This is a genomic window from Acidocella sp. C78 (assembly GCF_907164655.1).
In genome coordinates this window covers 69155-92619 of sequence record NZ_CAJQZK010000002.1, presented here as the reverse complement: position 1 = coordinate 92619, position 23465 = coordinate 69155, and the positions used below count along the sequence as shown (strand labels likewise).

Sequence of the window (23465 nt, the reverse complement as noted above, 5' to 3'; positions counted from 1 at the left end):
TTCACCCCCCCGCACGCGTCACCGGCAGGGCGATATTCATGATCCGGTTCCCGGGCGTGCGGGCGCCGGAAGCGGTCGCCGGGGGCAGGCTCACCGTCTGCGCCGCCGGTGCCGCCAAGGGCTGCCACATCTCGGTCCGTGCGAGCGCCCGGTCATGCGCCGCGACATCCATGTTCGCCGGCGGCGTCTGGTGCGCGAGAAGATAGGCGTATTTGCTCGCCCCCGGCGGGAACAGGTGCCCCGGCCCCAGCGCGAGCCGCCCCGGCGGCGCCCTGGGATCGAGCGGGATCGACAGTGCCGCCTGTGCCGCGGCAAGCGCCTGGCCGGACAGCGGCATGATGCCGAGCATCGGCCCGATCCGCGAAATGATCTGGGCGACGGCCGGCGCGGCGACATAGCCGCCGGTGGTGAACCCGTGGCAGAACGGCAGCATCTGCTTCGTCGCATGCGGCTGCAGCACGACGACATAGACCACATAGCGTGGGTCGTTCATCGGAAACGCCGCCATGAACGAGGCGTTGTTGAGATGCCGCAGATACCGCCCGTTCGGCCCGACGACCTGCGCCGTGCCGGTCTTGCCGCCCACCAGATAACCCGGCACCCGGGCATAGACGCCGGTGCCATCCGGTGCTGTGACGACGTTGCGCATCATCTTGCGCATGATCAGCGAGGTCCGCTCGCTCATCACCCGCACCCCCGCCGGCGGCGTACCCCGGTCGAGCAGCGTCGGCGGATACCAGATCCCGCCATTGACGACCGGCACAACCGCCGAAATCAGTTGCAGCGGCGACATCGCGATGCCGTTGCCGAAGCTGACCGTCATCGTCGTCAGCAGTTTCCAGCTCGACTTCGGATGATACATCGGCGGCGTTGCTTCCGGCAGCTGGATCGGCGGGCGGCGGAAGAAGCCGAGCTTGCGCAGCCAGGTGCGCTGGATTTGCGGCCCCAGAATGGTCGCGATTCGCGAGGCGCCGATATTGGATGACACGGCAAGGACATGCGGCACCGCCATCCAGATATGCGCGGGCTCGAAATCGGTCACGGTAAACCGGCCAACATGCAGCGGATGGGTGGTGTTGAACCGGTCCCAGGGCTCGATCATCCCGGAATTGATCGCCATCGCCAGCGTCTGCAGCTTGAACACGCTGCCCGGCTCATAATCGCCGGAAACGCAGCGGTTGAAGCGCGCATCGGCGGGTGCCGTGCCGAGATCGTCGGCCTTGTAATCCGGCACGCTGGCCATCGCCAGAACCCGGCCGGTCCGCACCGACATGACGATGCCGCAAGCGCCCTTGGCATCGTAATCCGACATCGCCCCCCAGATCGCCTGACGCACGATCCCCTCGGCGCCGATGTCGATCGACAGGCGAAGCGGCTTGCCAGGGTCGGCGGTCAGCCGCTTGTTGAACCAGTCCTCGACGCCGGCGATGCCGCGCTGGTCGGGCGTCACCCCGCCCAGAATATGCGCCGCGAGATTGCCCTGGGGATAGTGCCGCCGCTCCGTGTTCTCGAAATACACGCCGGGAATCCCGAGTCGGTTGACCGCCAGCTCCTGCGAGGCCGTCAACTTGCGATCGAGATACACGAAATCATGCGCGCGGTCGGCAAGCCGTGATTCGAGAAATCCCGGATCGAGCCCGGGAATCACCGCCGCGATCTCGCGCGCCGCGACGCCCGGGTCCTGAACCTGCTTCGGATTGGCGTACAGCGCCGCCGCCGGCAGCGAAACGGCAAGAATTTCGCCATTGCGGTCGGTGATCTCGGCGCGCGCGGGCGGCGGCAGCGCGATGGTGGTCGACGGCGTCTGCGCCGCGATCGCCGCCTTGTCGGGCGGCACCGGATGGACGACCGTGACATACACGACCCGCGCCGCGAGGAGCAGGAAGATCAGGACAAATCCGCCGAACCCGGCGGCAAGCCGCCGGTGCAGCGTGCCGATCGCGGCGCGGCGCACGAGATCGGGCGAGGTGACGCGCACATGCTCCATCCGCGGTGTCGCGCCGCGCTCGGGCGCGCCGGCGCGGCGCGTGGCGTCACGGCCGGTTCCGGGAACGCGGGGCGAGAGGCTGTCGCGGGGCGGAGGTGCGGTCATGGCACGCCTCCGTCCGCCGGGCGCGGTGGCGGCAAGCTCGCGGCATAGCCGCCGAAAACCGAGGCCGCATGCGGCGCCGGGGCCGCGGCGCGCGCGGATCGCGGCGGACGCCGGGAATGCGGGAACGGCAGGGGATCGCTGGCCCGGATCGGCCGGATCGCCGGTGCCACGGAATGATCCGCCGGCCGGGGCGCGAGGACCGAGGCGCCGAGCATCTGCGGCCGGCGCGCATCGGCGACGACGGATGACGAGGCAGCGTTGCGCTGGTGGCGGGCGGGCCGATCGACGGCAACGACGGCGTGATGGGCCGGTGCGTGCGCAGCCGAAACCGGCCGCGCAACCGTATGCGACTTCACCATCGCCAGCACGGTTCGCGCCCTGGAGGACGCCCGGTTCGCCACCGGCGGCGGCGGCGGGATCGTCGCGAGAGCGACAGTCCGAGGCGCCGCTGCCGCGGCGACAGTCCGAGGCGCCGCTACCGCGGCGACGGGCGCGGATGAGGGGGCGCCGGAGACATCCCCGGGCAAAGGCGGCGGCAGCGGCAGATGCGGCGCCTCGGCGCCCGGCGGCGGCAGCGCATCGGCCAGTTGTTGCCATGACACCAGCTGATCCGGCTTCATCGGCTTGAGCTGCGACATGAACATCGCGGCAAGCCGGGTCAGCCGGTTCGGATCGGTTTCAAGCGCCCATTCGGCACGCAGCACGCGGATGCGCTGTTCGGAGCTGCGGATCTGCGCGGTGACCCCGCCAATCTGGTGATCGAGCGTGCCGGCGCGGTGCTTCACCACGAACAGCCAGGCGCCCGAGCCCAGCATCAGCAGCCCGGTGACGAGGGTGACGGGGCGGATCATGCCGCAAGCCTTTCGATGCCCCGCAGCCGCGCCGACCGGGCGCGCGGGTTGGCGGCGGCCTCCGCCTCACCCGGCGTGACGACGCCGCGGGTCAGGGCGCGGAACCGCGGCGCGGCCGCTTGCCGCGCGAGACCGGAGGGATCGTGCCGCGAGGGCGCGGCGACATGACCGGTCGCCGCATTCATGAAGCGCTTGACGATGCGATCCTCCAGCGAATGGAACGAAACGGCGACGAGCCGCCCGCCGGGCGCCAGCAGCGAAGACGCCGCCTCAAGCCCGCGCTCGATCTCGGCGAGTTCCTGGTTCACCTCGATCCTGAGCGCCTGGAAACTGCGCGTCGCCGGATCGATCCCGGAGCGGTCGGGCCGGACCACCGAGCGGATCACCGACGCAAGATCGGCGGTGGTCTCGAAGCGCTGCGCGGCGCGGCGCCCGACGATGGCGGCAGCAATCCGCCGCGACGCCCGCTCCTCGCCGAAATGGAAAAGAATGTCGGCCAGCTCCGCCTCGGCAAAGGTGTTCACGATATCGGCCGCGGTCGGCCCGGCCGCGCCCATGCGCATGTCGAGCGGCCCATCGGCCCGGAAGGAGAAGCCCCGCGCCGGATCGTCGAGCTGGTAGGACGACACCCCGAAATCGAACACCGCGCCGTCAAGCGCTGTCACCCCACGATCGCGCAGCAGATCGAGCAGGTCGCCGAACCGGCCCTCGACGAGATGCAGCCGGCCGGGATGCCGGCTGGCCAGCGCCGCGCCGCGCCCGATGGCCGCCGGATCGCGGTCGATCGCCCAGACCGCGCAGGACGCCGCCTCCAGAATGGCAGCGCTGTATCCGCCGCCGCCGAAGGTTCCGTCGAGATAAACCCCGCCATCGCGCGGCGCGAGCATCGTCACCGCCTCCTCGCGCAGCACCGGCACATGGGAAAACTCGCCATTCATGCCGACGCTCCCGCCGGCAGGGTGAGTCCGCCAATCCGCGCGCGCTCCCGCGCCTCGGCCCGGCGACGGTCGGCCGCGTCCGGCTCCCAGATCTGGAATGTCCGCCCCAGCCCCATGAACACCACGCTGTCACGCAACCCCGCATGCTCCACGAGCGGCTCAGGCAGCAGAACCCTTCCTTCCTTGTCGGCTTCGAGCGGCCAGGCATCGGCGTAGAGCGCCGCCGCCATGTCATCGTGGGTATCGCTGAACAGGTCGAGACCTTGCAGACGCGTGGCCAGCGCCTCGAACACCGGCGTCGGCCAAGCCTCGATGCAGCGATGCTTGTGCGATGGCCGCAGGATCAGGCCGTGCGAGTCGCCATCCCGGCGCAGGGCGGCACGAAACGCCGCCGGGACCGATACCCGGCCCTTGGCGTCCAACCTGTTCCTGTGAGTGCCGAGAAACTGGCTCATCGGCGCTGTCGCGGCCCTTTCGTCTCGCCGTTGATATGCCTCGCTGCAAACATTCCGACATCAGGACGGTACGTCAGCCGGATTCGCTATGGGTTGTCATGGGATATCATGGGGAATCATGGGCGTCAAAGGGATTTATCTTTGTCGCTCGCAAAATTTCCACTTAAAAAGAGCAACAAATCGGAATCGCCAGTGACGCGGAGGACTTCGCCACCCGTCAATTCGATGTGTTTCTGTTTTGTTCCAGATTTGCGGCGAAAGGGTGGATTTTGATTAACCGTTTGTTAATGGAAGGCCGACTCGCGGCCCTACCGGAATTCGACCGGTATCATTGACAGCCGATGCAGCCGCGTGAGCGCGAGAAGCCCGCGCAGGGGCTCTGGCAATTCGGCAACGCCGAGGGGGCTCGCGCGCCGCGCCAGAGAGGCGATGAGCACGCCGAGCCCCGGTTGCGCATTGCCTGGCACGATGTCGAGCGGGGCGCCCGCCGGCAGATGGAGCAAGGCGCGCGCGGCCATGAAGGCTGCGTGATATCCACCGAGCCGGTCGACCAGGCCTCGGCTGCGGGCCTGCGCGCCGGTCCAAACCCGCCCCTGCCCCACCGCATTGACCTGCGCCGGGCTCATCCGGCGGCCGGCAGCGACCCAGCCGATGAATTTCTGGTAATCGAGATCGAGCTGCCCCTGCAGGCTGGCCAGTTGCGCCGGCGTCCAGGGCGTCACGGCGCTGTCGAACAGCGCGTTCGCCCCGCGCGAGGCCGCGCTGACGTTGACGCCCAGCCGGGCGAGAAGCCCACCGAAGCTGAACTTGCCGCCAAGCACGCCGATCGAGCCGGTCAGGGTTGCCGGATCGGCCACCAGCACCGCGCCGTGGCTCGAAATCCAGTAGCCGCCCGATGCATCGAGCGCGCCCATCGAGACGATCAGCGGCTTGTGGACACTGGCGGCATGCGCGACCTCGGCGCCAACCATGGCCGAGCCGGTCACCGTGCCGCCAGGCGTGTCGAGCCGCAGCACGATCGCGCGGATCGACTTGTCGGCCACCGCGACCGCGATTTCATGCGCGAGGCGCCCCGGATCGATCCCGCCGCTCCGCTCCGGTGCGTCCGGCGCGTTGATGTCGCCATGCGCGACGATCAGCGCCACCTTGGGGGCGCCCGCCGGCGCGGACCGCATCGCGGCGATATACTGAGCGAGCCGCACATGAAGGCCATGCACATGGGCAATCTGGGCCGAAAGCGGCAGCACGGTGTCGACCAGCCCATCCTGCTTCGCCTGTCCTGCGCTGAACGGCGCCTGGTCGAGCAGGGCCTTCACCTGGTCCGGGCTGCGTTTCAACCGTGCCGCGATCGGCACCAGCGCGGACTCGTAGAGCGAGCCGGCGAGGCTGTTCATCATCTCGGTCGCCGCGGCCGAGGGCCCCGATCGGGTGAACAATTCCGGATAGGTCTTGTATTTGCCGATATGGGCGAACTGCGCCTCGACCCCCGCCATCTTGAGCAGGTCCGCCGCGAACGGGCTTTGCAGGGCAAGGCCGGTAACCCCGAAATCGCCGGCATCGGAAAGCTCGATGCGGTTTGCCGCCGTGGCGACGACATAGGCGCCAAGCCCTGCCGCCCCGTCGAACGACATGGCCCGGGCGACCACCTGCCGGTGGGAAACCGCCCGGAAGCGGGAGAGCGCGTCATGCAACTCCTCGGCCGTGGTCAGGCCGCAGCACCCACCGCCGAGCAGAATGTCGATGCCGCGCACCCGCGGATCGGTGGCGGCACGGTCGATCGCCGCGATGGTCTGTTCGAGCGTCGGGCGCGCGCCGGTTGCCCGCGCCAGCAACGCCGGCGATGCGGCCACGTCCGGCGGCGCATCCTGCAAATCGAGGGTGAGCACGAAATGCGCCGGCAGCCGGACCGTCTGGCGCGCCAGCCGGTGAAGCCCCCACGCCCCCGCGCCCGCCAGCGCGATCGTCGCCAGCCCGACCACGAACACCGCCGCGCGCGCCACCCGCCACAGCAGCCTGGCCAGGCCGCGCAACGGCGCGGCGAACTCACTCATGGGCGGCGCTCGACCTCATGAACCCTGATATGCCGACGCATCGGGTCAGCGGCAAGGCCCCAAAAACGCCATGTCCCCGCCGTTCAGACGCGCTCGAAGCCGGGCTGGCCGATCTGGTCGGGAAACTGCGCGACGCGCCGGAACCGCCGCGCGTCGTAGCCCTGGCGATAGAAACGGTCGAGCATCGCGCGATAGGTCGCCGCGTCCATCCGCGGCGCGCGCGCGAATATCCAGCCCAGCGAACGGTTCGGAAACCCGCCGAGAAACACCGAATAATCGGGCTCGACATGCATGATCACATACGGCACGCCGATCATTCCGTTCAGCAGGGTGACGCGCCAGACCGCATTGTCCGTCCCCGGCTCCACCTCGTCGACCGAGGTGAACCGGAACCGTTTCGCGGCAAAGCTCCCGGGATAGGCGTTATACTGGTCATCGATCGCCCCGTCGGGCCGGCGCGTATAGACCGCATTGGCGCCGACATATCCGGCCTCGGCGAAATACGGGATATGGCCGATGATGTACCAGCGCCCCATGAACCGGTCGAGATCGACGCGCGCATGGCGCAGCGGCGGCAGGGGATAGGGGCTGGTGTCGAAGGTGCAGCCGGCGAGCAGCGCCGGGGCTGCCGCGAGCAGCGAGCGGCGGGCGAGTGTCATCATGATGGGTCTCCATTCAGGGCCATGCCGGGATTACGCTCCCCGCACAGCCCTGGATGTGGTCCCGCCCCGGTTTTCCGAAACCGCGCCCGGCTCAGTCCGCCGCCTCGGCATAGGCCGAAAGCGGCGCGCAGGAGCACACGAGGTTACGGTCGCCATACACGTTGTCCACCCGCTTGACCGGCGGCCAGTATTTCGCGGCGCGCAGATACGGCAGCGGGAAGGCGGCGCGGTCGCGGCCATAGCCGTGCGTCCACGCCGCCGCCATCACCTCGGCCGCGGTATGCGGCGCGTTCTTCAGCGGGTTGTCCGCCCGGTCGAGCGCGCCGGCCGCGACATCGGCGATCTCGCCGCGGATCGCGATCATCGCCTCGCAAAACCGGTCGAGTTCCGCCTTCGTCTCGCTTTCGGTCGGCTCGATCATCAGCGTGCCCGGCACCGGCCAGGACATGGTCGGCGCATGGAACCCGTAATCCTGCAACCGCTTGGCGATATCCTCGACCAGCACGCCCGCCTCGGCCTGGAAGTGCCGGCAATCGATGATGCATTCATGCGCCACCATGCCGTTCGCGTCGGTATAGAGGATCGGGTAATGCGGCGCGAGCCGATGGGCGATGTAGTTGGCGTTGAGAATCGCCACCGCCGTCGCCTCGCGCAGCCCGTCCGGCCCCATCATGCGGATATAGGCGTAGGGGATCGGCAGGATGGACGCCGAGCCGAACGGCGCGGCACTCACCGGCCCATAGCCGGTCGAGGGCCCGGCATCCGGCCGCAGCGGATGGTTGGGCAGATGCGGCGCGAGATGCGCCGCCACCGCGATCGGCCCCACGCCGGGCCCGCCGCCGCCATGCGGAATGCAGAAGGTCTTGTGCAGGTTGAGATGGCAGACATCGGCGCCGATCGCCGCCGGCGAGGTCAGCCCCACCTGCGCGTTCATGTTCGCCCCATCCATATAGACCTGCCCGCCCGCCGCGTGCACGCGCGCGCAGATATCCCGCACGCTCGCCTCGAACACGCCATGGGTCGAGGGATAGGTGATCATCAGCGCGGCGAGCTTCCCCGCATGCGCGGCGATCTTCGCCTCCAGGTCGGCGAGGTCGATATTCCCCGCCCGGTCGCAGCCGACCACCACCACCCGATAGCCCGCCATCGTCGCCGAGGCCGGGTTGGTGCCATGCGCCGAGGACGGGATCAGGCAGATGTCGCGATGCTCCTCGCCGCGCGCCGCATGAAAGGCGCGAATCGCGAGCAGCCCGGCATATTCCCCCTGGGCGCCGGAATTCGGCTGCAACGAGACCGCGGCGAAGCCGGTGATCCGCGCGAGATCGTCCGACAGCCGGGCGATCAGCGCCCGGTAGCCCCGGGTCTGCTCGATCGGCGCGAAGGGGTGGATGTCGGCGAAGGCGCGCCAGGTGATCGGGATCATCTCCGCCGTCGCGTTCAGCTTCATCGTGCAGGAGCCGAGCGGGATCATGCTGCGGTTGAGCGCGACGTCCTTGTCCTCGAGCTGCTTGAGATAGCGCAGCATCGCATGCTCCGAGCGATGCGCGTGGAATACGGGCGCATTCATGAACGCGCTCTGCCGCGCCAGCGCGGCGAGCGGCGAGGCCGCGGCATCCGCCGTGCCGCCGATCACGCCGGCCAGAGCGGCGATCTCCGCCGCCGTCACCGTCTCGTCGAGCGCGATGGCGACGCAGCCATCATCGACGCGCCGCAGATTGAACCCCGCGCGCAGCGCCCGCTGCGTCAGCGCGTCCGCCCCCGCGCCGGCCTCGATCGCGATCGTGTCGAAGAACGTGTCGTGCCGGAGCGGCAACCCCGCCGCCCGCGCCGCGCCGGCGAGCAGCCTGGCCGCGAGATGCACCCGCCGGGCGATCCGCGCCAGCCCTTCCGGCCCATGCCACACGCCATAGAACCCGGCGATCACCGCCAGCAGCACCTGCGCGGTGCAGATATTCGAGGTCGCCTTCTCGCGCCTGATATGCTGCTCGCGCGTCTGCAAGGCGAGGCGCAGCGCGGCCTCCCCCGCCGCGTCGACCGAAACGCCCACCAGCCGGCCCGCCATGTGCCGCTTCAGCGAATCGCGCGTCGCGAAAAAGGCCGCGTGCGGCCCGCCGAAGCCCATCGGCACGCCGAAGCGCTGGGCCGAGCCGAGCACGATATCCGCCCCCATCTCGCCCGGCGGCCGCAGCAGGGTGAGCGCCAGCGGGTCGGCCGCGACGATGGCGAGCGCCCCGGCGCGATGCGCCGCCGCGATCTCGTCCGACAGGTCGCGCACGGCACCGGTCGTCCCCGGGTATTGCAGCACCACGGCGAAGGGCTTCGTCCGCTCGATCGCGGCGGCATCCCCCGGCGCCACATCGGCCAGCGTCCAGCCGAGCGGTGCGGCACGGGTGGCGATCACCGCCCGGCTCTGCGGATGCAGGTCGGCGGCGACGGCGATCACCGTCGATCCGCCCTTGTGTACCGCATGCGCGAGCGCGACGCCCTCCGCCGCCGCCGTGCCCTCGTCGAGCAGCGAGGCATTGGCGAGGTCGAGCCCGGCGAGTTCCGCCATCATCGTCTGGAAATTCAGCAGCGCCTCCAGCCGCCCCTGGGCGATCTCGGCCTGGTACGGCGTATAGGCCGTATACCAGCCGGGATTTTCCAGCACGTTGCGCAGGATGACCGGCGGCGTGACGGTGCCGTGATAGCCGAGCCCGATCAGGCTGCGCTTGACCTCGTTACCCGCGGCGTAGCGGCGCAGATCGTCGAGGATCTCGCCCTCGGTCAGCGCCGCCGGCAGGTCGAGCGGCGCGGCGATGCGGATCGTCTCCGGCACGGTGCGAGCGATCAGCGCGTCGAGATCCGCAGCCCCCAGCGCGCGCAGCATCGCCGCGCGCTCGGCGGCCCGGGGCCGATATGGCGCAGGGCGAAGCGCTCCTCGGCCAGCAGGGCGGCAAAATCGTCGATGGTCTGGGGCGCGGTATCCGGCATGGCGGCGGCTCCGGTCAGAGCGTTGCGAGAAAGGCCTGGTAATCGTCGGCGGTCAGCAGGGCATCGAAGGCGGCGCGGTCGTCCAGGGTCATGCGGAAGAACCAGGCGCCGGATTCGGCCTGCGCGTTGACCATGCCCGGCTCGTCGGCCAGCGCGCCGTTCGCCTCGGTCACCGTGCCGGAGAGCGGCGCGTAGACATCCGACGCGGCCTTGACGCTTTCCACCACCGCGCAGCCCTCGCCGGCATCGACATGCCGCCCCGCCTCCGGCAGTTCGACGAACACGACGTCACCGAGCGCCGACTGCGCGTGATCGGTGATCCCCACGGTGGCGACGTCGCCGTCGAGCCTGATCCATTCATGGTCTTTGGAAAATCGGATCTCGGTCATCTGGTCCTCTTTCAGCGATGATAACGATGCGGAACGAAAGGCAGCGGCACGACGGTCATGCCGATATCGCGGCCGCGCAGCCCGGCGATCAGGGTCGAGCCATCCGCGGCGCAGTCGGCGCGGACATACCCGAGCGCGACAGGCCCGTTGACGCTCGGCCCGAACGTGCCCGAGGTGATGCGCCCGACCGGCTGCCCGGCGGCATCGCGGAGTTCGGCGCCGGCGCGCACCGGAGCCCGGCCGTCGGCGCGAAGCCCGACCAGGCGTTCGCGCGGGCCGGCATCGTGCACCGCCCGCGCGGCATCGCCGCCCAGGAAATCCCACCCCATCTTGCGCGTCTTGCCGATGGCGAAGCCGAGCCCGGCGGAAATCGGGTCCCGGGTTTCGTCGATATCGTTGCCATAGAGCGGCAGCCCGGCCTCAAGCCGCAGCGAATCCCGCGCGCCGAGGCCGGCCGGCTTCACCCGCGGATCGGCGAGAAGGGCGCGCGCCAGCGTCTCGGCGTCCGCCGCGGGCAGGCCGATCTCGAACCCGTCCTCACCGGTATACCCCGAGCGGGTGATCGTGACCGGAATGCCTGACGCCGACGTCTCGCGCGCATCCATGAAGCGCATCGCCGCGGCGTCCGGCGCGAGAGCGGCCAGAACGGCGCCGGCCTCGGGCCCCTGCAGGGCGAGCAGGGCGCGGTCGAATTGCGTGGTCAGCACGACGGTTTCAGGGAGGTGAGCGCGGATGTGCGCGACGTCGACATCCTTGCGCCCGGCATTCAGAACAAGGAGCAGGCGATCGCCCAGATTGGCGACCATCAGATCATCGACAATCCCGCCCCGCGCGTTCATCAGCAGCGTATAGCGCTGGCGGCCCGGCTTCAGCCCCCTGATATCGCCGGTCACCACACGTTCCAGCGCGGCCGCCGCATCGGGGCCTTCGAGCACCGCCTGGCCCATATGCGAGACATCGAACAACGCGGCCTGCGCCCGGCAATGCAGATGTTCGGCGATGATGCCGTCATACTGCACCGGCATGTCGTAACCAGCGAAATCGACCATTCGCGCGCCGAGGCTGCGATGCAGCGCATCGAGCGGCACGGTAAGCAATGCTGAATCGGCCAAGACCAGATCTCCCGCGACACCAGCGGACGGGTGCAGAACCGCCCAGTCTGACCCCCCTCTGTCGCGGAACCTGAGAGATTCGGCGCGGGGTGAACCGCGCCTTACGCCTTCGGTGCGGCGCATCGCGCCGGCTTTCCAGAGATCCTTGCTCCGTTGCGGTCCTTTTGCCTGAGCGTTTCCGGGGGCCGGTTGCGCCTTCGGCGGCGGCGCGACCCGGATGGACCCGGAAGCGCCGCTCTCTCCCGCATGGAGGAGTGAATGGCCTTGTGTAAACTCAGATCAGCGGGGAACGCAAGCGCTGCTTTTCGGCTTGCTGGCACCCTGCCGGGTTTTCCGGACAGATGCGAACCGAAAGCGAACCGGAAAAACCAGCCGGGTCAGACGGTGATGTCGAGATACGCGCCGCGCATCGCCCCCGAGGGCGCGGCAGACGGGCGGGACGTCGCCGAGGGCTCGCTTGATGCCGGCGAAGCGGGGGTCACACGGAGCGGCGGAATTTCCAGCGATGACGGGCCGATCGGCGCCGCAAAGGCCGATAATGACGCTGCACTGATCATGCAAAGTGCTATAACCAACATGACTTAAGAATAAGTTAACGCAGCGTTTCTCGCCACCGATCTTAAGCTGCATTTCCGGCCGATTTTGTTTAATTTTTGAAATTTTTTATTTCATCCGCAACCATCGGTAGGTATTCCGCCAGATCCTCCGCGATGAGCCCCGCCCCCGCCGCCGATGCCGCGGCGCCATGCAGCCAGACGGCGGCGCAGCAGGATTCGAACGCCGCCATGCCTGCGTCAGCAATCCGCCGACGATGCCGGCCAGGGTGTCGCCCGATCCGGCGGTCGCCAGCCAGGGCGGCGCATTGTCGTTGATCGCGGCGCGTCCATCCGGCGCCGCGATCACCGTGTCCGGCCCTTTCAGCACAACAACCCCTCCCACCCTCGCCGCGGCGATTCGGGCCCGGGTCAGGCGGTCTTGCGTCAGATCGGGAAACAGGCGGGCGAACTCGCCGTCATGCGGGGTGATGGCGGCAACGCCCCGCAGGCGCTCCGCCGCCCCGGCCGCCGAGGTCAGCGCATCGGCATCGGCCACGACGGTGCGCCCGGCGTCGAGAAGAGAGCGCAGCATGGCGCCCGCCGCGTCCACGCCCAGGCCCGGACCGCACAGCCACACCCGCCGCCGCGGGTCCGCGAGCAGGTCTGCGGGCCGAGCCGGGCTGACGATCACGCCCGGCGGCACCGCGCCCAGCCCGGCACCGTTCAGCGTCACCAGCCCCGCCCCCACGCGCCGGGCCGCGGCCGCGGCCAGAATCGCCGCCCCGCCCATCGGTCCCGCAAGGATCGTCAGGTGGCCACGGCGATATTTGTGGCCCGTCGCTTCGGGGCGCGGGAGCCGCCAGAGCGCCGGCGTGTTGCGCCAGGTTTTCGGTTCGACGGCTGCGAATGCCGCCGCGGGCATGCCGATCGCGGCGCGGAGGATCTCGCCGCAGAACCCCCGCCCCGGATAGAGAAGATGCCCGGGCTTGAACGCCTCGAAAGTCACCGTGAGATCGGCCCGGGCGGGCCGCCCCCGCGCATGGCCGGTTGCGCCATCGACTCCGCTGGGCATGTCGATCGCGACGATGCGGCGCGCCGCGGCAAGGAGGTCGGCGATGCCCGGGTCGATATCCCTCTTCAATCCGGCGCCGAACACGGCATCGATGACGATGTCGGCGGCGCCGATCCGCGCGCGGTCGGGCAGCACGACAGGGCCGCGCCAGAGCGCCGCCATCGCCGCCGCGTCGCCGCCCGGTCTTGGCGGCGCAACGGGCGCGACAACCACCGGCCAGCCCCACTGCGCCAGATGACGCGCGGCGACATACCCATCGCCGCCATTATTCCCCGGCCCGGCCAGAACAAGCACCCGGCCCGGACTGAAGCGCCGCCGGATGATCCGCGCCACCGCGGCCCCGGCATTTTCCATGAGCGCGATACCGCTCACGCCGCAACACGGCGCGGCGGCATCGATACGGGCCATGTCCGATGGAGAATACAATGCGTCCATGGCGCCCATGTGAGACAGAAAGCGCGGCGTTTGCTAGTCTCCCGAAGTGGAACAGGAGGTGTCGATGGCGCGGGTGATCGCGGTAGCGCAACAGAAGGGCGGCGCGGGCAAGACGATGCTTGCAGCGCAGCTCGGCGTTGCCCTCGCATGGGCGCACGCGTCGGCCTGCTCGATATCGACCCGCAGGGAACCCTCGGCGCCTGGGGACGGCTGCGGGCAGCCAATCCCAGGGCGAGGGCCGATCTCGCCGTCGAGTCGGTTTCCGGATGGCGGCTGGGCAACGCGCTGGAAAGCTTGCGCGGCAGTTGTGATCTCGTGTTGATCGACACGCCGCCGGTCCTCGATTCCAACGCGCGGCGCGCCATCCGCGGCGCGGATCTCGTGCTGATCCCGCTGAACCCCACGCCGCCCGATCTATGGGCCGCCGAGGGCACGCTGACCCTGGCGACCGAGGAACGCCGGCCGGTGGCGCTGATGTTCAATCGGGCGCCTGCCGCATCGAGACTGCGGCGGCGCCTCGAAGCGGAAATCACCGCGCGGCGGCTTCAACTGCTCGATACGGCGCTGGGCAACCGGGCCGCCTACGCCAACAGTTTCGCCGACGGTCTCGGCATCGCCGAAACCACGCCCGCAACCCTCGCCGGCCAGGAAATCATGGCCGCCGCCGAACGGCTGCGCGCACTCCTGTCGTGAGCGAGCCCGGCCTCGCGGCAATTTCAGCGCTACGACTGGCTCACATCGGTGGCTTTGCCGCATGGAGTGGATTGCTGCTCGCCCTTCTGGTGGCGGGGCGCCGCGACGGCGCCGCGTGGCGCAGGCAGTTTTCCGCAACGATCCCCGCCATGGCGTTGACCCTCGCATCCGGCTGGGGACTCGCCTTCGCCGAACTCGGACCGCCCCGCGACTGGAGCTGGACGGTCGACGCGATGCAGTCTCTCGGAATCGTGATGGCGGTCCTGACGCTCGTTCTCCGCTTCGGATTGCTGCCATTGCATGACGAATCCATGGCGAAGAACGATGCGGAGGTGCTGGCGACAGGCATCGGCCGGATCAACCGGCTGATCGCCGCCAATCTTCTCCTGGCCTTCATCATCCTGGTCATCGCCGTGACAGGGCAGTGAAAATTCAACGACTTGACGAAGCGGTGAGCGAGCGGAGGCCGCCGCATCCGGTAGAGCACTCCTTTGGCGAAGCCAGCCCGCGCAACACTTCGCAATCTTCGCCCGCTTCTCACATCATGTAACACATTTTTTCTTTCAATGACCCCCATGCGACACGAAAGGGTCTTGCCCGCGTCATGATTCTCGGTCATTTAATGACTGTGGCGTTACGATGTTTTCGGAAACCGCAAACGAACGTGGGTCGTGCGCAGGAACGATGGTTCGGACGCCAGCCGCCAAGTTTAGGGAGCCTCTTTAGTTAGCATCTAAATGATGCCGGCCGGTCAAAGACCGGCCGCTTTTTTTGTCCCATCCGAGACAGTGACAAGGTGGGGGGCTTCTGTTGCCCGGCGCCCCCCGTGCCGCGCTTATCGCTTATGCAGCGATAGCGAGCGCCTCGAAGTTATCGTTGGCACTTGTGATACGGCCCGATGACGGCGGAACCATGCCGAGCGAAAGATGGGTCTTTACCACGCGTGTCGAGCCTGTTTCGCCCCCGTTGATCCGCCGGCAGTTCGATTTGCGCAATGCGAACCGGACCGGCGGGGAAACTGGTGGAGGCGCCGGGTACTGCCCCCGGGTCCACTACGTTTATTCCACGCATCGTTTATCGCCATAGTCGGTGACCCCGACACTGCCTATATAGGCGAGGTCCATCGTCTGTGAAAGAGCCCCTTCTTGCCCCTGGCCGCCGGCGGGCATAGGAGGATCGCTCAACCAGGGACTGCCGCCATGCCGCTCAGCGATTCCGACCGCACCGAGATCGAGGCCGCGCGCGCCGAAACCGCGCCGACCCGCCGCGCCACCGTGCCGGCGCTCGAGGCCATGCTCTTCAGTGCGATGCCCGTGCTCGATCACGGATTCGTTCGCGTCATCGACTATATGGGCGACGATGCCGCGGTGGTTCAGGCGGCGCGCGTCTCCTACGGCCGGGGCACCCGCAAGGTGAGCGAGGACGAGGGGCTGATCCGCTACCTCATGCGCCACCGGCATTCCACACCCTTCGAAATGTGCGAGATCAAGCTGCACGTGAAGCTGCCGATCTTCGTGGCGCGCCAGTGGATCCGCCATCGCACCGCGAACGTCAACGAATACTCCGCCCGCTATTCGGTGATGGACCGGGAATTCTACATCCCCTCCCCGGCCAATCTCGCCGCGCAGTCAGCCAGCAACCGCCAGGGCCGCGGCGATCTGCTCGAGGGCGACGAGGCGGCCGAGGTGCTCGCCATGCTGCGCGCGGATGCCGGGCGGAACTATACGCATTACGAACACATGCTGAACGAGGGCGGCGCCGACCCCTCCCGCCGCGGCCTCGCGCGGGAACTCGCCCGGATGAATCTGACGCTCAACACCTATACCCAGTGGTACTGGAAGACCGACCTGCACAACCTCTTCCACTTCCTCTCGCTGCGCGCCGATCCGCACGCCCAGTACGAGATCCGCGCCTATGCCGAGGCCATCCTCGACATCGCCCGCGCATGGGTTCCGGCGAGTTGCCGGGCGTTCGAGGAATACCGCATGGGGGCGGCAAGCTTCTCGGCGACGATGCTGGCCGTCCTGCGCCGGATGCTGGCCGGCGAACCGGTTGATCAGCCGCAATCCGGCCTCTCGAAACGCGAATGGGACGAGATGATGGCCGCCCTCGCCCCGCCCGGGCCGATCTGACCGACGCCTTTTTACGAAATATTTCGGCTGTTTGAACTTATGTCCTTGACGAGACGCGCAACTTTCCGCGCAATGACATGCAATCCGGGCGCGGACACGGCATCGCCCCGAGGGACTGCGAGGAGCACCGTATGAATCGCGACCATCCGTTCATCGCCCAATGCGACAAGGCCCTGGCCGACATCCGCGCCGCCGGGCGCTATCGCCGGTTCGTCGCGCTGGAAAAGCTGGCCGACCGCTTTCCGTATTACAAGGTGACGATGGAAGGCCACACCCAGGACATCCTGGTCTGGTCCTCGAACGACTATCTGGCCATGGGCACCGACCCGGAGGTGATCGAAGCCTCGATCGAGGCCGCGCGCACGATGGGCGCCGGCGCCGGCGGCACCCGCAACATCGCCGGCTCCTCGCCGATCCATGTCGCGCTGGAGGCGGAGCTTGCCGCGTTGCATGGCAAGGATGCCGCCCTGCTCTTCACCTCGGGCTATGTCTCGAACCAGGCGACGCTGACCGCGATCCTCAACTCCATGCCCGGTTGGCACGTGTTTTCCGACGCGCAGAACCACAATTCGATGATCGTCGGCATCAAGGGCGGCAAGGCGGCGACGGTGCATGTCTTCGCCCATAACGACCTGGCCGATCTCGAGGCCAGGCTGGCGGCCGCGCCGGCTGACGCGCCGAAGATGATCGCCTTCGAGAGCGTCTACTCGATGGACGGTGACATCGCCCCGATCGGGGCGATCTGCGACCTCGCCGACAAATACAACGCCATCACCTATCTCGACGAGGTTCACGCCGTCGGCATGTATGGTCCGCACGGCGCCGGCGTCTCCGAGCGCGACGGCGTCGCCCACCGCCTCACCATCATCGAGGGCACGCTCGCCAAGGCCTATGGCTGCCACGGCGGCTATATCGCCGGCGATGCCAGCGTGATCGACTATATCCGTTCGGTCGCCGCCGGCTTCATCTTCACCACCGCCCTGCCCCCGCCCACCGTTGCGGCGGCGCTCGCCTCGATCCGGCGGCTGAAGGTGGATCAGGCCCGGCGCGATACGCTGTTCGAGCGGGCGAACCTGCTGAAATCCAAATTCGACCAGGCCGGCCTGCCGCGCTTGTCGACGGAAAGCCACATCGTCCCGCTGATGATCGGCAACGCGGCACGGGCAACCGAGGTCTCGATGCGGCTGATCCGCGAATTCGGCATGTATGCGACCCCGATCAACTACCCGACGGTGCCCGCCGGAACAGAAAGGCTGCGATTTACGCCCGGCCCGAAACATACCGAGGCAATGATGGACGAACTGGTCCGGGCGCTGCGCCACATCCTGTCCGGAGACCAGGCGACGGCCGCGGCCTGATTCGATCTTGCAGGGTGAGCCAAGCCTCGTTATAGGCTCCGGGACATGCCGACATAGCTCAGCGGTAGAGCAACTGATTCGTAATCAGTAGGTCCCCAGTTCAATCCTGGGTGTCGGCACCATCTCCCCTCCTTGCGTTCGAAACGAAGGGTCGAGGCCGCCGGGCCCCCTCACGACACGATGTATGCCCTCAGGGAGTCGACCTCGAATTCGGCTTCCTCGATGCGGGCTTTCACGAGATCGCCGATGCTCACCAGCCCCACGAGCGTATCGTCCTCAAAAACCGGAAGATGACGGCAGCGATTGGTGGTCATGGCCAGCATGGCGTCGAGAATGGTGACATCGGGCGTGCAAGAGGCGACCAGGCGCGTCATCAGATCCGCGACGGTGCGGGTCTTGATGTCGCCGTCGAAATCGCCGACCGATCTCATGATGTCGCGCTCGGACAGCATTCCGACAAGTCCGCCGCCATCGTCGACCACCGGCGCGGCGCCGATCCGCTTCGCGGCAAGAAACCTTGCCGCCTGGGGGACCGACTGCCGCCCCTTGAGGACGACGGCCCCCCAGCCTTTCTGGTCCAGAATCTGTCGAATCGTTGTCATCGCTCATTCTCCGTCGTGGCGATACGGGTCTTGTCACGATCGCCGGAAAGACGATCCTCGCTGAACGCCCCCTCGGGAACTCCGATCCGGATAGCCAAACCCCGATAGCCAAACTCCAAGAGCCAAACTCCAAGAGCCAAACAAAGACTTTACGGGAGCGGTTCCGATAAGCCGTTTTCAGAAACTATGATCCCTCCGCCCCGGCAGAACCAGTACTTTAATGATCTACGCCAGAGGCCAGCCATGCAAAAGGCAAGGGTTTCTTGAAGAATTACCCGGCCGGACGAGGCTCTACCCGAGCATCATCTTTATGAAAGACATCACCGGCGCGGGATAGGTTCCCAGAACCACGAGCGCCACCATGAGCACACCGATCAGAGCGCGGCCCGATACCGGCACATCGAGGCGACGCGCAGGATCATCCTCCGGCGAGGGCGGCAAGCCCATCGCGATCAACAGGCGCAGGTAATAGAACAGGCCAATCACGCTGCCGAGCAGCAGCGCCGCGACCGGCCAGAACAACGCGGTGCCGACACCGGCGACGACAAGGTAGAATTTGGCGATGAAGCCCATCGTCGGCGGCATGCCGGCAAGCGAGAGCAGCATCAACGCGAGGCCCGCGGCAAGGAACGGGCGGGTGCGGAACAGGCCGCGATAATCCTCGATCCGGTCGGCGTCGCGCCCCGCGCCGGGCGCGCTGAGCAGGGCGACGATGCCGAAGGCGCCGAGGCTGGTGACCGCGTAGGCCGCCAGGTAATAGGCCGCGGCATCCACGCCGAGCGCCGGGGCGGCGAGAAAGGCGACGAGCAGGTAGCCCAGATGGGCGATCGAGGAATAGGCGAGCAGGCGCTTCACGTTGGTCTGCAGCAGGGCGAGCAGGTTGCCGGCGAGCATGGACAGGATCGCGACCGCGGCGATGCCGGCGCGGAGCGAGGCATCCGCATGACCGCCGGCGAGGGCGAAGAAGCGCAGGATCACGGCGAAGACCGCGATTTTAGAAACCACGGCGATGAAGGCGGTAACCGGCGCGGGCGCGCCCTCATACACATCGGGCGTCCACATGTGGAACGGCACCAGCGAGAGCTTGAAGCCGACGCCGGCGAGAATGAGCGCGATGCCGGCGAGGCGGTAGAGATCGGCCGGGCCGGCTTCATGGACGAGCGCGCCGATGCGGGCGAAGGACATCGTGCCGAAGGCGGCATAGATCAGCGCCATGCCGAACAGCAGAAAAGCCGAGGCGGCGCCGCTGAGGATGAGATATTTGGTGCCGGCCTCGGCCGCGCTGCCGCGCGGGCCGGCATAGGCGATCAGCCCGAGCAGCGAGATGCCGAGCGTTTCGATGCCGAGGAAGAACGAGGCGAAATGCACGCTCGCCGGCAGAATGGCGGCGCCCAGAGTCGCGGTGAGCAGAAGCAGATAGTATTCCTCGCGCGGCCCCTCGCCCACCCGGTCGAGATAGATCCACGAGAGCGCGGCGACGACCAGGGCGGAGACGAGCACCAGCCCGGCGTAGAACAGCGCGGCGCCGTCGATCACGAAAAGCGGCGTCACCGCGACCGGGGATGCGGGGGCGGCGAGCGGCAGGGCGATGCAGCAAAGCAGCAGGCCGGCGATGGTCGACAGGGCGATAAGGCGATGATCGCGGCGAATGGCGATCAGCAGCATGACCAGGATCGTCACCGCGCCGAGCAGGGTGAAGGGCGCGAAGGCGGCGAAGGCCGGGGCGGTCAAGGCCGGGGCGGTCATGGCGCGCGCTCCGCGACATGTTCGGGCAACGCCGCCGAGACCGCGGCGCTGTGCTGCACGGCGGCGAGGCCCGGCGCCACCTCGTCAACGACCGGCTGCGGATAGAGGCCGAGCCCGACAATGGCGACCACCAGCACCGCCATGACGGCGAGATGCGGCGGCGAGAGATCGGCGATCGCGCGATGATGCGCCGGCTCCTGCGGCGCGCCGTGGAAGGCGCGCTGGACCAGCAGCAGCGAATAGGCGGCGGCGGCGACCAGCCCGAAAGTGGCGATGACGGTGAAGACCACACTGGCCTGGAAGCTGCCAAGCAGGATGAGGAATTCACCGATGAAATTGCCGAGGCCGGGCAGGCCGAGCGAGGCGATGGCAAAGAACATGCCGCAGGCGGACAGGCGCGGCACCATCCCCCAGAGCCCGCCCATGCGCCGCATGTCGCGGGTGTGGATGCGTTCCTGCAAGGCGCCGACCAGCACGAAGAGCGCACCGGTGCTGATGCCGTGCGCCAGCATCTGCACGACCACGCCCTGAAGCGCGAGCGTGCTCCAGGCGAAGACGCCGAGCAGGACGAAGCCCATGTGGCTGACGCTGCTGTAGGCGACCAGGCGCTTGAGGTCGTTCTGCCCGAAGGCGAGCAGCGCGCCGTAGAGAATTCCGGCGACCGCGAGCGCCATCGCCACCGGCGCGAAAGCATGCGCCGCCGCGGGAAACAGCGGCACCACGAAACGGATCAGGCCGTAGGCGCCGGTTTTCAGCAGGATGCCGGCGAGCAGCACGGAACCCGCGGTCGGGGCTTCGGTATGGGCGTCCGGCAGCCAGGTGTGGAACGGCACCGCCGGCAGCTTCACCGCGAAGGCGATGAAGAAGCCGAGCATCAGCAGGAAGCCTGTCGTCGGGCTCATCTTCGTGCCGAGCAGCGCAAGATAGTCGAAGGTCAGATCGCCGGTCGCGCGCTGGTGGATGAAGACGAGCACGAGGATCGACACCAGCATGAGCAGGCCGCTGCCCTGGGTGAAGAGGAAGAACTTGATCGCCGCGTAGGAGCGGTTCTCGTGCCCCCACAGCGCGATGATGAAATACATCGGCACCAGCATCAGTTCCCAGAAGAAGAAGAACAGGAACAGGTCGAGCGCGAGAAAGACGCCAATGACGCCGGCGGTGGTCCAGAGCAGGTTGGCGTGGAACAGGCCGGAGCGGTCGGTGATCTCGGTCCAGGAAATCACGACGCAGACGAGGCTGAGCACGATCGTCAGCAGGATCAGGACCAGGCTCAGCCCGTCGAGATCGAGTTCGAAGGAGATGCCGAGCTGCGGAATCCACGAGTGGTCGAACTGCGCGATCCAGGCGCCGTGGCCGGGTGCGAGGGCGGCGCCGATCAGGGGGAGTGCAACGAGAAGTTCGAGCGTGAGCACCGCGATCGCCACCCAGCGCGGCGCGTCCGGGTCGCGCGCGCCGGCGATCCAGGCCAGCACGCCGCCCACCGTCGGGAACAGGATGAGCCAGAACAGGATCATCGCAGCACCGCGATCGCGATGAGGCCGACCGAGCCGATGGCCAGGCTCGCGGCATAGAGGCGAACATTGCCGGTCTGGGTGCGGCGGATCGCCCGGTGAAGCGCCTGAGTGCCCCAGGCGACGCCGTCATAGACCCTGTCGATGAAATCGTCGCGGTCGATGCGGGCGGCCCAGATCACGGGGCGGACCAGCAGGCGGTCATACAACGCGTCGAACCCGGCGGCCCCATGCCAGAACCGCCAGAGCGGCGTTTCGGCCGGCGGGCGGGACGGGCGCCAGTAGAGCGCGGCGGCCAGCGCGATCCCGAGGATGGAGGCGGCGCTGGCGAGCAGCAGCGGGGTCATGTCGGTCACCTCCCTGGTCGGGGGCAGCACCGGCGCGAGGAGCCTGGAGAGCAGCGTGACGTGGCCGAAGGCCGGCGGCAGCTCGATGAAGCCGCCGACCAGCGACAGCGCCGAGAGCACCACCAGCGGCATGACGACGCGCCAGCCATAGGCGCCGCTGACAGGGGTGTGCTCCTCGCCGAAAAAGGCGATGAAGACGGCGCGGAAGATATAGATCCCGGTGACGAACGCGCCGATCACGCCGGCGAGCCAGAGCACGCGGCCGCCATTGCCGTCGGCCCAGGCGCCCGAGAGGATCGCCTCCTTGCTGTAGAACCCCGAGGTGATCAGCGGCAGGGCGGCGAGGGCGGCGCTGCCGATCAGGAAGCTCCAGAAGGCGGCGGGCAGGCGCCGGGCGAGGCCGCCCATCCGGTAGATGTCCTGCTCGTGATGCAGGCGCATGGTGACGGCGCCGGCCGAGAGGAACAGCAGCGCCTTGAAGAAGGCGTGCGTCATGAAGTGGAACATCGCCGCGCGCCAGGCGCCGACGCCGAGGGCAAGGAACATGTAGCCGATCTGGCTCATCGTCGAATAGGCGAGGATGCGCTTGATGTCGTTCTGCGCCAGCGCGCTGAAGCCGGCGAGCAGCAGGGTCGCCGCGCCGACGATGCCGACGGTGATTTCCGCCGCCGGCGCGAGCAGGAACAGCACATGGGTGCGGGCGATGAGGTAGACGCCGGCGGTGACCATCGTCGCGGCGTGGATGAGCGCGCTGACCGGGGTGGGGCCGGCCATCGCGTCGGGCAGCCAGGTCTGCAGCGGCAACTGCGCGGACTTGCCGACGGCGCCGCCGAGCAGGAGGAAGGCGATCAGCGTCGCGGCCGGCGCGCCGACATGCCAGGTGTGGGCGGCCTCGCGCATCGCCCCGGCGATGTTCAGCGTGCCGAGGCGGCTGGCGATCAGCAGCAGGCCGATCAGGAAGGCGGTATCGCCGACGCGGGTGACGATGAAGGCCTTGCGCGCGGCGAGCCCGTTGGCGGGGTCGCGCCACCAGAAGCCGATCAGCAGATAGGAACAGAGCCCGACCCCTTCCCAGCCGGCGTAGAGGGCGAGGAAATTGTCAGCCATCACCAGCAGCAGCATCGCGGCGACGAAGAGGTTGAGATAGGCGAAGAAGCGGCCATAGCCGTCCTCGCCCTCCATGAATTCGGTCGAGAACAGGTGGATGAGGAAGCCGACGCCGCTGGTGACGAGCATCATCAGCAGCGAGAGCGGATCGACCCGCAGGGTGATGCCGAAGGAAAAACGCCCGACCGCGAACCAGCGCCACAGGGCCTGCTGGTAGGCGGCGCCCGGCGGCGGGTGCAGCAGGAAGGCGCCGGCGATGGCGAAGGCGATGACGGCGGCGAGGCCCACCGAAAGCACGCCGGTCAGCGCCTCGGCGCGGTGCGACAGTCGCCCGGCACCGAGCATGAGCACGATCGAGCCGAGCAGCGGCAGGGCGGGGACGAGCCAGAGAAAATGCTGCATC

General features: G+C 68.2%; 17 protein-coding genes, 1 tRNA gene, 1 other RNA gene, 2 pseudogenes and 1 riboswitch. Of the genes and pseudogenes, 5 read left to right on the top strand and 16 right to left on the bottom strand.

Features of this window, described 5'->3' with window-relative positions; all coding sequences use genetic code 11:
• Position 1 precedes the first annotated feature (1 nt).
• From ACIDOCELLA78_RS99305 to ACIDOCELLA78_RS99255, 11 genes and pseudogenes are all read right to left on the bottom strand, one after another.
• Entirely contained in the window at positions 2–2092 is a 2091-nt protein-coding gene (locus ACIDOCELLA78_RS99305; protein WP_201727754.1) for a penicillin-binding protein 2, read from the bottom strand.
• Positions 2089–2943, bottom strand: a complete 855-nt coding sequence (locus ACIDOCELLA78_RS99300) for a hypothetical protein (protein ID WP_201727753.1) — start codon at positions 2941–2943, stop codon at positions 2089–2091. The genes ACIDOCELLA78_RS99305 and ACIDOCELLA78_RS99300 overlap by 4 nt, the downstream gene beginning before the upstream one ends.
• On the bottom strand, positions 2940–3881 hold the full coding sequence (gene rsmH, locus ACIDOCELLA78_RS99295; RefSeq protein ID WP_201727752.1) for a 16S rRNA (cytosine(1402)-N(4))-methyltransferase RsmH: 942 nt from the start codon (positions 3879–3881) through the stop codon (positions 2940–2942). Before rsmH ends, ACIDOCELLA78_RS99300 begins: the two co-directional genes overlap by 4 nt.
• On the bottom strand, positions 3878–4336 hold the full coding sequence (mraZ, locus tag ACIDOCELLA78_RS99290) for a division/cell wall cluster transcriptional repressor MraZ (RefSeq protein ID WP_201727751.1): 459 nt from the start codon (positions 4334–4336) through the stop codon (positions 3878–3880). Before mraZ ends, rsmH begins: the two co-directional genes overlap by 4 nt.
• A gap of 308 nt (positions 4337–4644) precedes the next feature.
• On the bottom strand, positions 4645–6387 hold the full coding sequence (locus tag ACIDOCELLA78_RS99285; protein ID WP_201727750.1) for a S49 family peptidase: 1743 nt from the start codon (positions 6385–6387) through the stop codon (positions 4645–4647).
• Positions 6388–6470: 83 nt separating this feature from the next.
• Entirely contained in the window at positions 6471–7049 is a 579-nt protein-coding gene (locus ACIDOCELLA78_RS99280; RefSeq protein WP_249675046.1) for a lipocalin family protein, read from the bottom strand.
• Between the two features lie 91 nt (positions 7050–7140).
• Positions 7141–10022 (bottom strand): annotated as a pseudogene (gcvP, locus tag ACIDOCELLA78_RS99275) (aminomethyl-transferring glycine dehydrogenase).
• 14 nt (positions 10023–10036) lie between these two features.
• Positions 10037–10411 carry a glycine cleavage system protein GcvH gene (gene gcvH / locus ACIDOCELLA78_RS99270; RefSeq protein ID WP_201727747.1) on the bottom strand — a complete coding sequence of 125 codons (375 nt, stop codon included), beginning with the start codon at positions 10409–10411 and terminating at the stop codon, positions 10037–10039.
• Between the two features lie 11 nt (positions 10412–10422).
• The gene (gene gcvT, locus ACIDOCELLA78_RS99265) at positions 10423–11523 is read right to left on the bottom strand and encodes a glycine cleavage system aminomethyltransferase GcvT (RefSeq protein WP_201727746.1); all 1101 of its coding nucleotides are present in this window, start codon (positions 11521–11523) and stop codon (positions 10423–10425) included.
• Between the two features lie 146 nt (positions 11524–11669).
• Positions 11670–11778, bottom strand: a riboswitch (glycine riboswitch).
• Positions 11779–11900: 122 nt separating this feature from the next.
• Positions 11901–12080: a hypothetical protein gene (locus ACIDOCELLA78_RS99260; protein WP_201727745.1), complete on the bottom strand. Its 180-nt coding sequence runs from the start codon at positions 12078–12080 to the stop codon at positions 11901–11903.
• 89 nt (positions 12081–12169) lie between these two features.
• Positions 12170–13575, bottom strand: a pseudogene (locus ACIDOCELLA78_RS99255) (NAD(P)H-hydrate dehydratase).
• Between the two features lie 138 nt (positions 13576–13713).
• Here ACIDOCELLA78_RS99255 and ACIDOCELLA78_RS99250 point away from each other — a divergent pair.
• Both ACIDOCELLA78_RS99250 and ACIDOCELLA78_RS99245 read left to right on the top strand, forming a co-directional pair.
• On the top strand, positions 13714–14259 hold the full coding sequence (locus ACIDOCELLA78_RS99250; RefSeq protein WP_249675043.1) for a ParA family protein: 546 nt from the start codon (positions 13714–13716) through the stop codon (positions 14257–14259).
• Positions 14256–14687 carry a hypothetical protein gene (locus ACIDOCELLA78_RS99245; RefSeq protein ID WP_201727744.1) on the top strand — a complete coding sequence of 144 codons (432 nt, stop codon included), beginning with the start codon at positions 14256–14258 and terminating at the stop codon, positions 14685–14687. The genes ACIDOCELLA78_RS99250 and ACIDOCELLA78_RS99245 overlap by 4 nt, the downstream gene beginning before the upstream one ends.
• 367 nt (positions 14688–15054) lie before the next feature.
• Here ACIDOCELLA78_RS99245 and ssrA read toward each other — a convergent pair.
• Positions 15055–15398: a transfer-messenger RNA gene (gene ssrA, locus ACIDOCELLA78_RS99240) on the bottom strand.
• Positions 15399–15458: 60 nt separating this feature from the next.
• Between ssrA and thyX the strand changes: the two genes are divergently transcribed.
• From thyX to ACIDOCELLA78_RS99225, 3 genes are all read left to right on the top strand, one after another.
• Complete coding sequence (gene thyX / locus ACIDOCELLA78_RS99235) at positions 15459–16391, top strand: FAD-dependent thymidylate synthase (protein ID WP_201727743.1); 933 nt, start codon at positions 15459–15461, stop codon at positions 16389–16391.
• Between the two features lie 131 nt (positions 16392–16522).
• Positions 16523–17749 carry a 5-aminolevulinate synthase gene (hemA, locus tag ACIDOCELLA78_RS99230; RefSeq protein ID WP_201727742.1) on the top strand — a complete coding sequence of 409 codons (1227 nt, stop codon included), beginning with the start codon at positions 16523–16525 and terminating at the stop codon, positions 17747–17749.
• Positions 17750–17796: 47 nt separating this feature from the next.
• Positions 17797–17871, top strand: a tRNA-Thr gene (locus ACIDOCELLA78_RS99225).
• A 48-nt stretch (positions 17872–17919) separates the two neighbouring features.
• Here ACIDOCELLA78_RS99225 and ACIDOCELLA78_RS99220 read toward each other — a convergent pair.
• From ACIDOCELLA78_RS99220 to nuoL, 4 genes are all read right to left on the bottom strand, one after another.
• A complete protein-coding gene (locus ACIDOCELLA78_RS99220; protein WP_201727741.1) occupies positions 17920–18351 on the bottom strand; it encodes a CBS domain-containing protein in 432 nt (143 codons plus the stop codon).
• 291 nt (positions 18352–18642) lie between these two features.
• A complete protein-coding gene (locus ACIDOCELLA78_RS99215) occupies positions 18643–20097 on the bottom strand; it encodes an NADH-quinone oxidoreductase subunit N (protein WP_201727740.1) in 1455 nt (484 codons plus the stop codon).
• On the bottom strand, positions 20094–21611 hold the full coding sequence (gene nuoM, locus ACIDOCELLA78_RS99210; protein ID WP_201727739.1) for an NADH-quinone oxidoreductase subunit M: 1518 nt from the start codon (positions 21609–21611) through the stop codon (positions 20094–20096). The genes ACIDOCELLA78_RS99215 and nuoM overlap by 4 nt, the downstream gene beginning before the upstream one ends.
• Positions 21608–23464 carry an NADH-quinone oxidoreductase subunit L gene (gene nuoL, locus ACIDOCELLA78_RS99205; protein WP_201727738.1) on the bottom strand — a complete coding sequence of 619 codons (1857 nt, stop codon included), beginning with the start codon at positions 23462–23464 and terminating at the stop codon, positions 21608–21610. Before nuoL ends, nuoM begins: the two co-directional genes overlap by 4 nt.
• Position 23465 lies beyond the last annotated feature (1 nt).

Coding starts and splice junctions, on each gene's coding strand:
- ACIDOCELLA78_RS99305 (WP_201727754.1), bottom strand. CDS start 2,092: ATGACCGCACCTCCGCCCCGCGACAGCCTCTCGCCCCGCGTTCCCGGA.
- ACIDOCELLA78_RS99300 (WP_201727753.1), bottom strand. CDS start 2,943: ATGATCCGCCCCGTCACCCTCGTCACCGGGCTGCTGATGCTGGGCTCG.
- rsmH (WP_201727752.1), bottom strand. CDS start 3,881: ATGAATGGCGAGTTTTCCCATGTGCCGGTGCTGCGCGAGGAGGCGGTG.
- mraZ (WP_201727751.1), bottom strand. CDS start 4,336: ATGAGCCAGTTTCTCGGCACTCACAGGAACAGGTTGGACGCCAAGGGC.
- ACIDOCELLA78_RS99285 (WP_201727750.1), bottom strand. CDS start 6,387: ATGAGTGAGTTCGCCGCGCCGTTGCGCGGCCTGGCCAGGCTGCTGTGG.
- ACIDOCELLA78_RS99280 (WP_249675046.1), bottom strand. CDS start 7,049: ATGATGACACTCGCCCGCCGCTCGCTGCTCGCGGCAGCCCCGGCGCTG.
- gcvH (WP_201727747.1), bottom strand. CDS start 10,411: ATGACCGAGATCCGATTTTCCAAAGACCATGAATGGATCAGGCTCGAC.
- ACIDOCELLA78_RS99260 (WP_201727745.1), bottom strand. CDS start 12,080: ATGATCAGTGCAGCGTCATTATCGGCCTTTGCGGCGCCGATCGGCCCG.
- ACIDOCELLA78_RS99250 (WP_249675043.1), top strand. CDS start 13,714: ATGGGCGCACGCGTCGGCCTGCTCGATATCGACCCGCAGGGAACCCTC.
- thyX (WP_201727743.1), top strand. CDS start 15,459: ATGCCGCTCAGCGATTCCGACCGCACCGAGATCGAGGCCGCGCGCGCC.
- hemA (WP_201727742.1), top strand. CDS start 16,523: ATGAATCGCGACCATCCGTTCATCGCCCAATGCGACAAGGCCCTGGCC.
- ACIDOCELLA78_RS99220 (WP_201727741.1), bottom strand. CDS start 18,351: ATGACAACGATTCGACAGATTCTGGACCAGAAAGGCTGGGGGGCCGTC.
- ACIDOCELLA78_RS99215 (WP_201727740.1), bottom strand. CDS start 20,097: ATGACCGCCCCGGCCTTGACCGCCCCGGCCTTCGCCGCCTTCGCGCCC.
- nuoM (WP_201727739.1), bottom strand. CDS start 21,611: ATGATCCTGTTCTGGCTCATCCTGTTCCCGACGGTGGGCGGCGTGCTG.
- nuoL (WP_201727738.1), bottom strand. CDS start 23,464: ATGCAGCATTTTCTCTGGCTCGTCCCCGCCCTGCCGCTGCTCGGCTCG.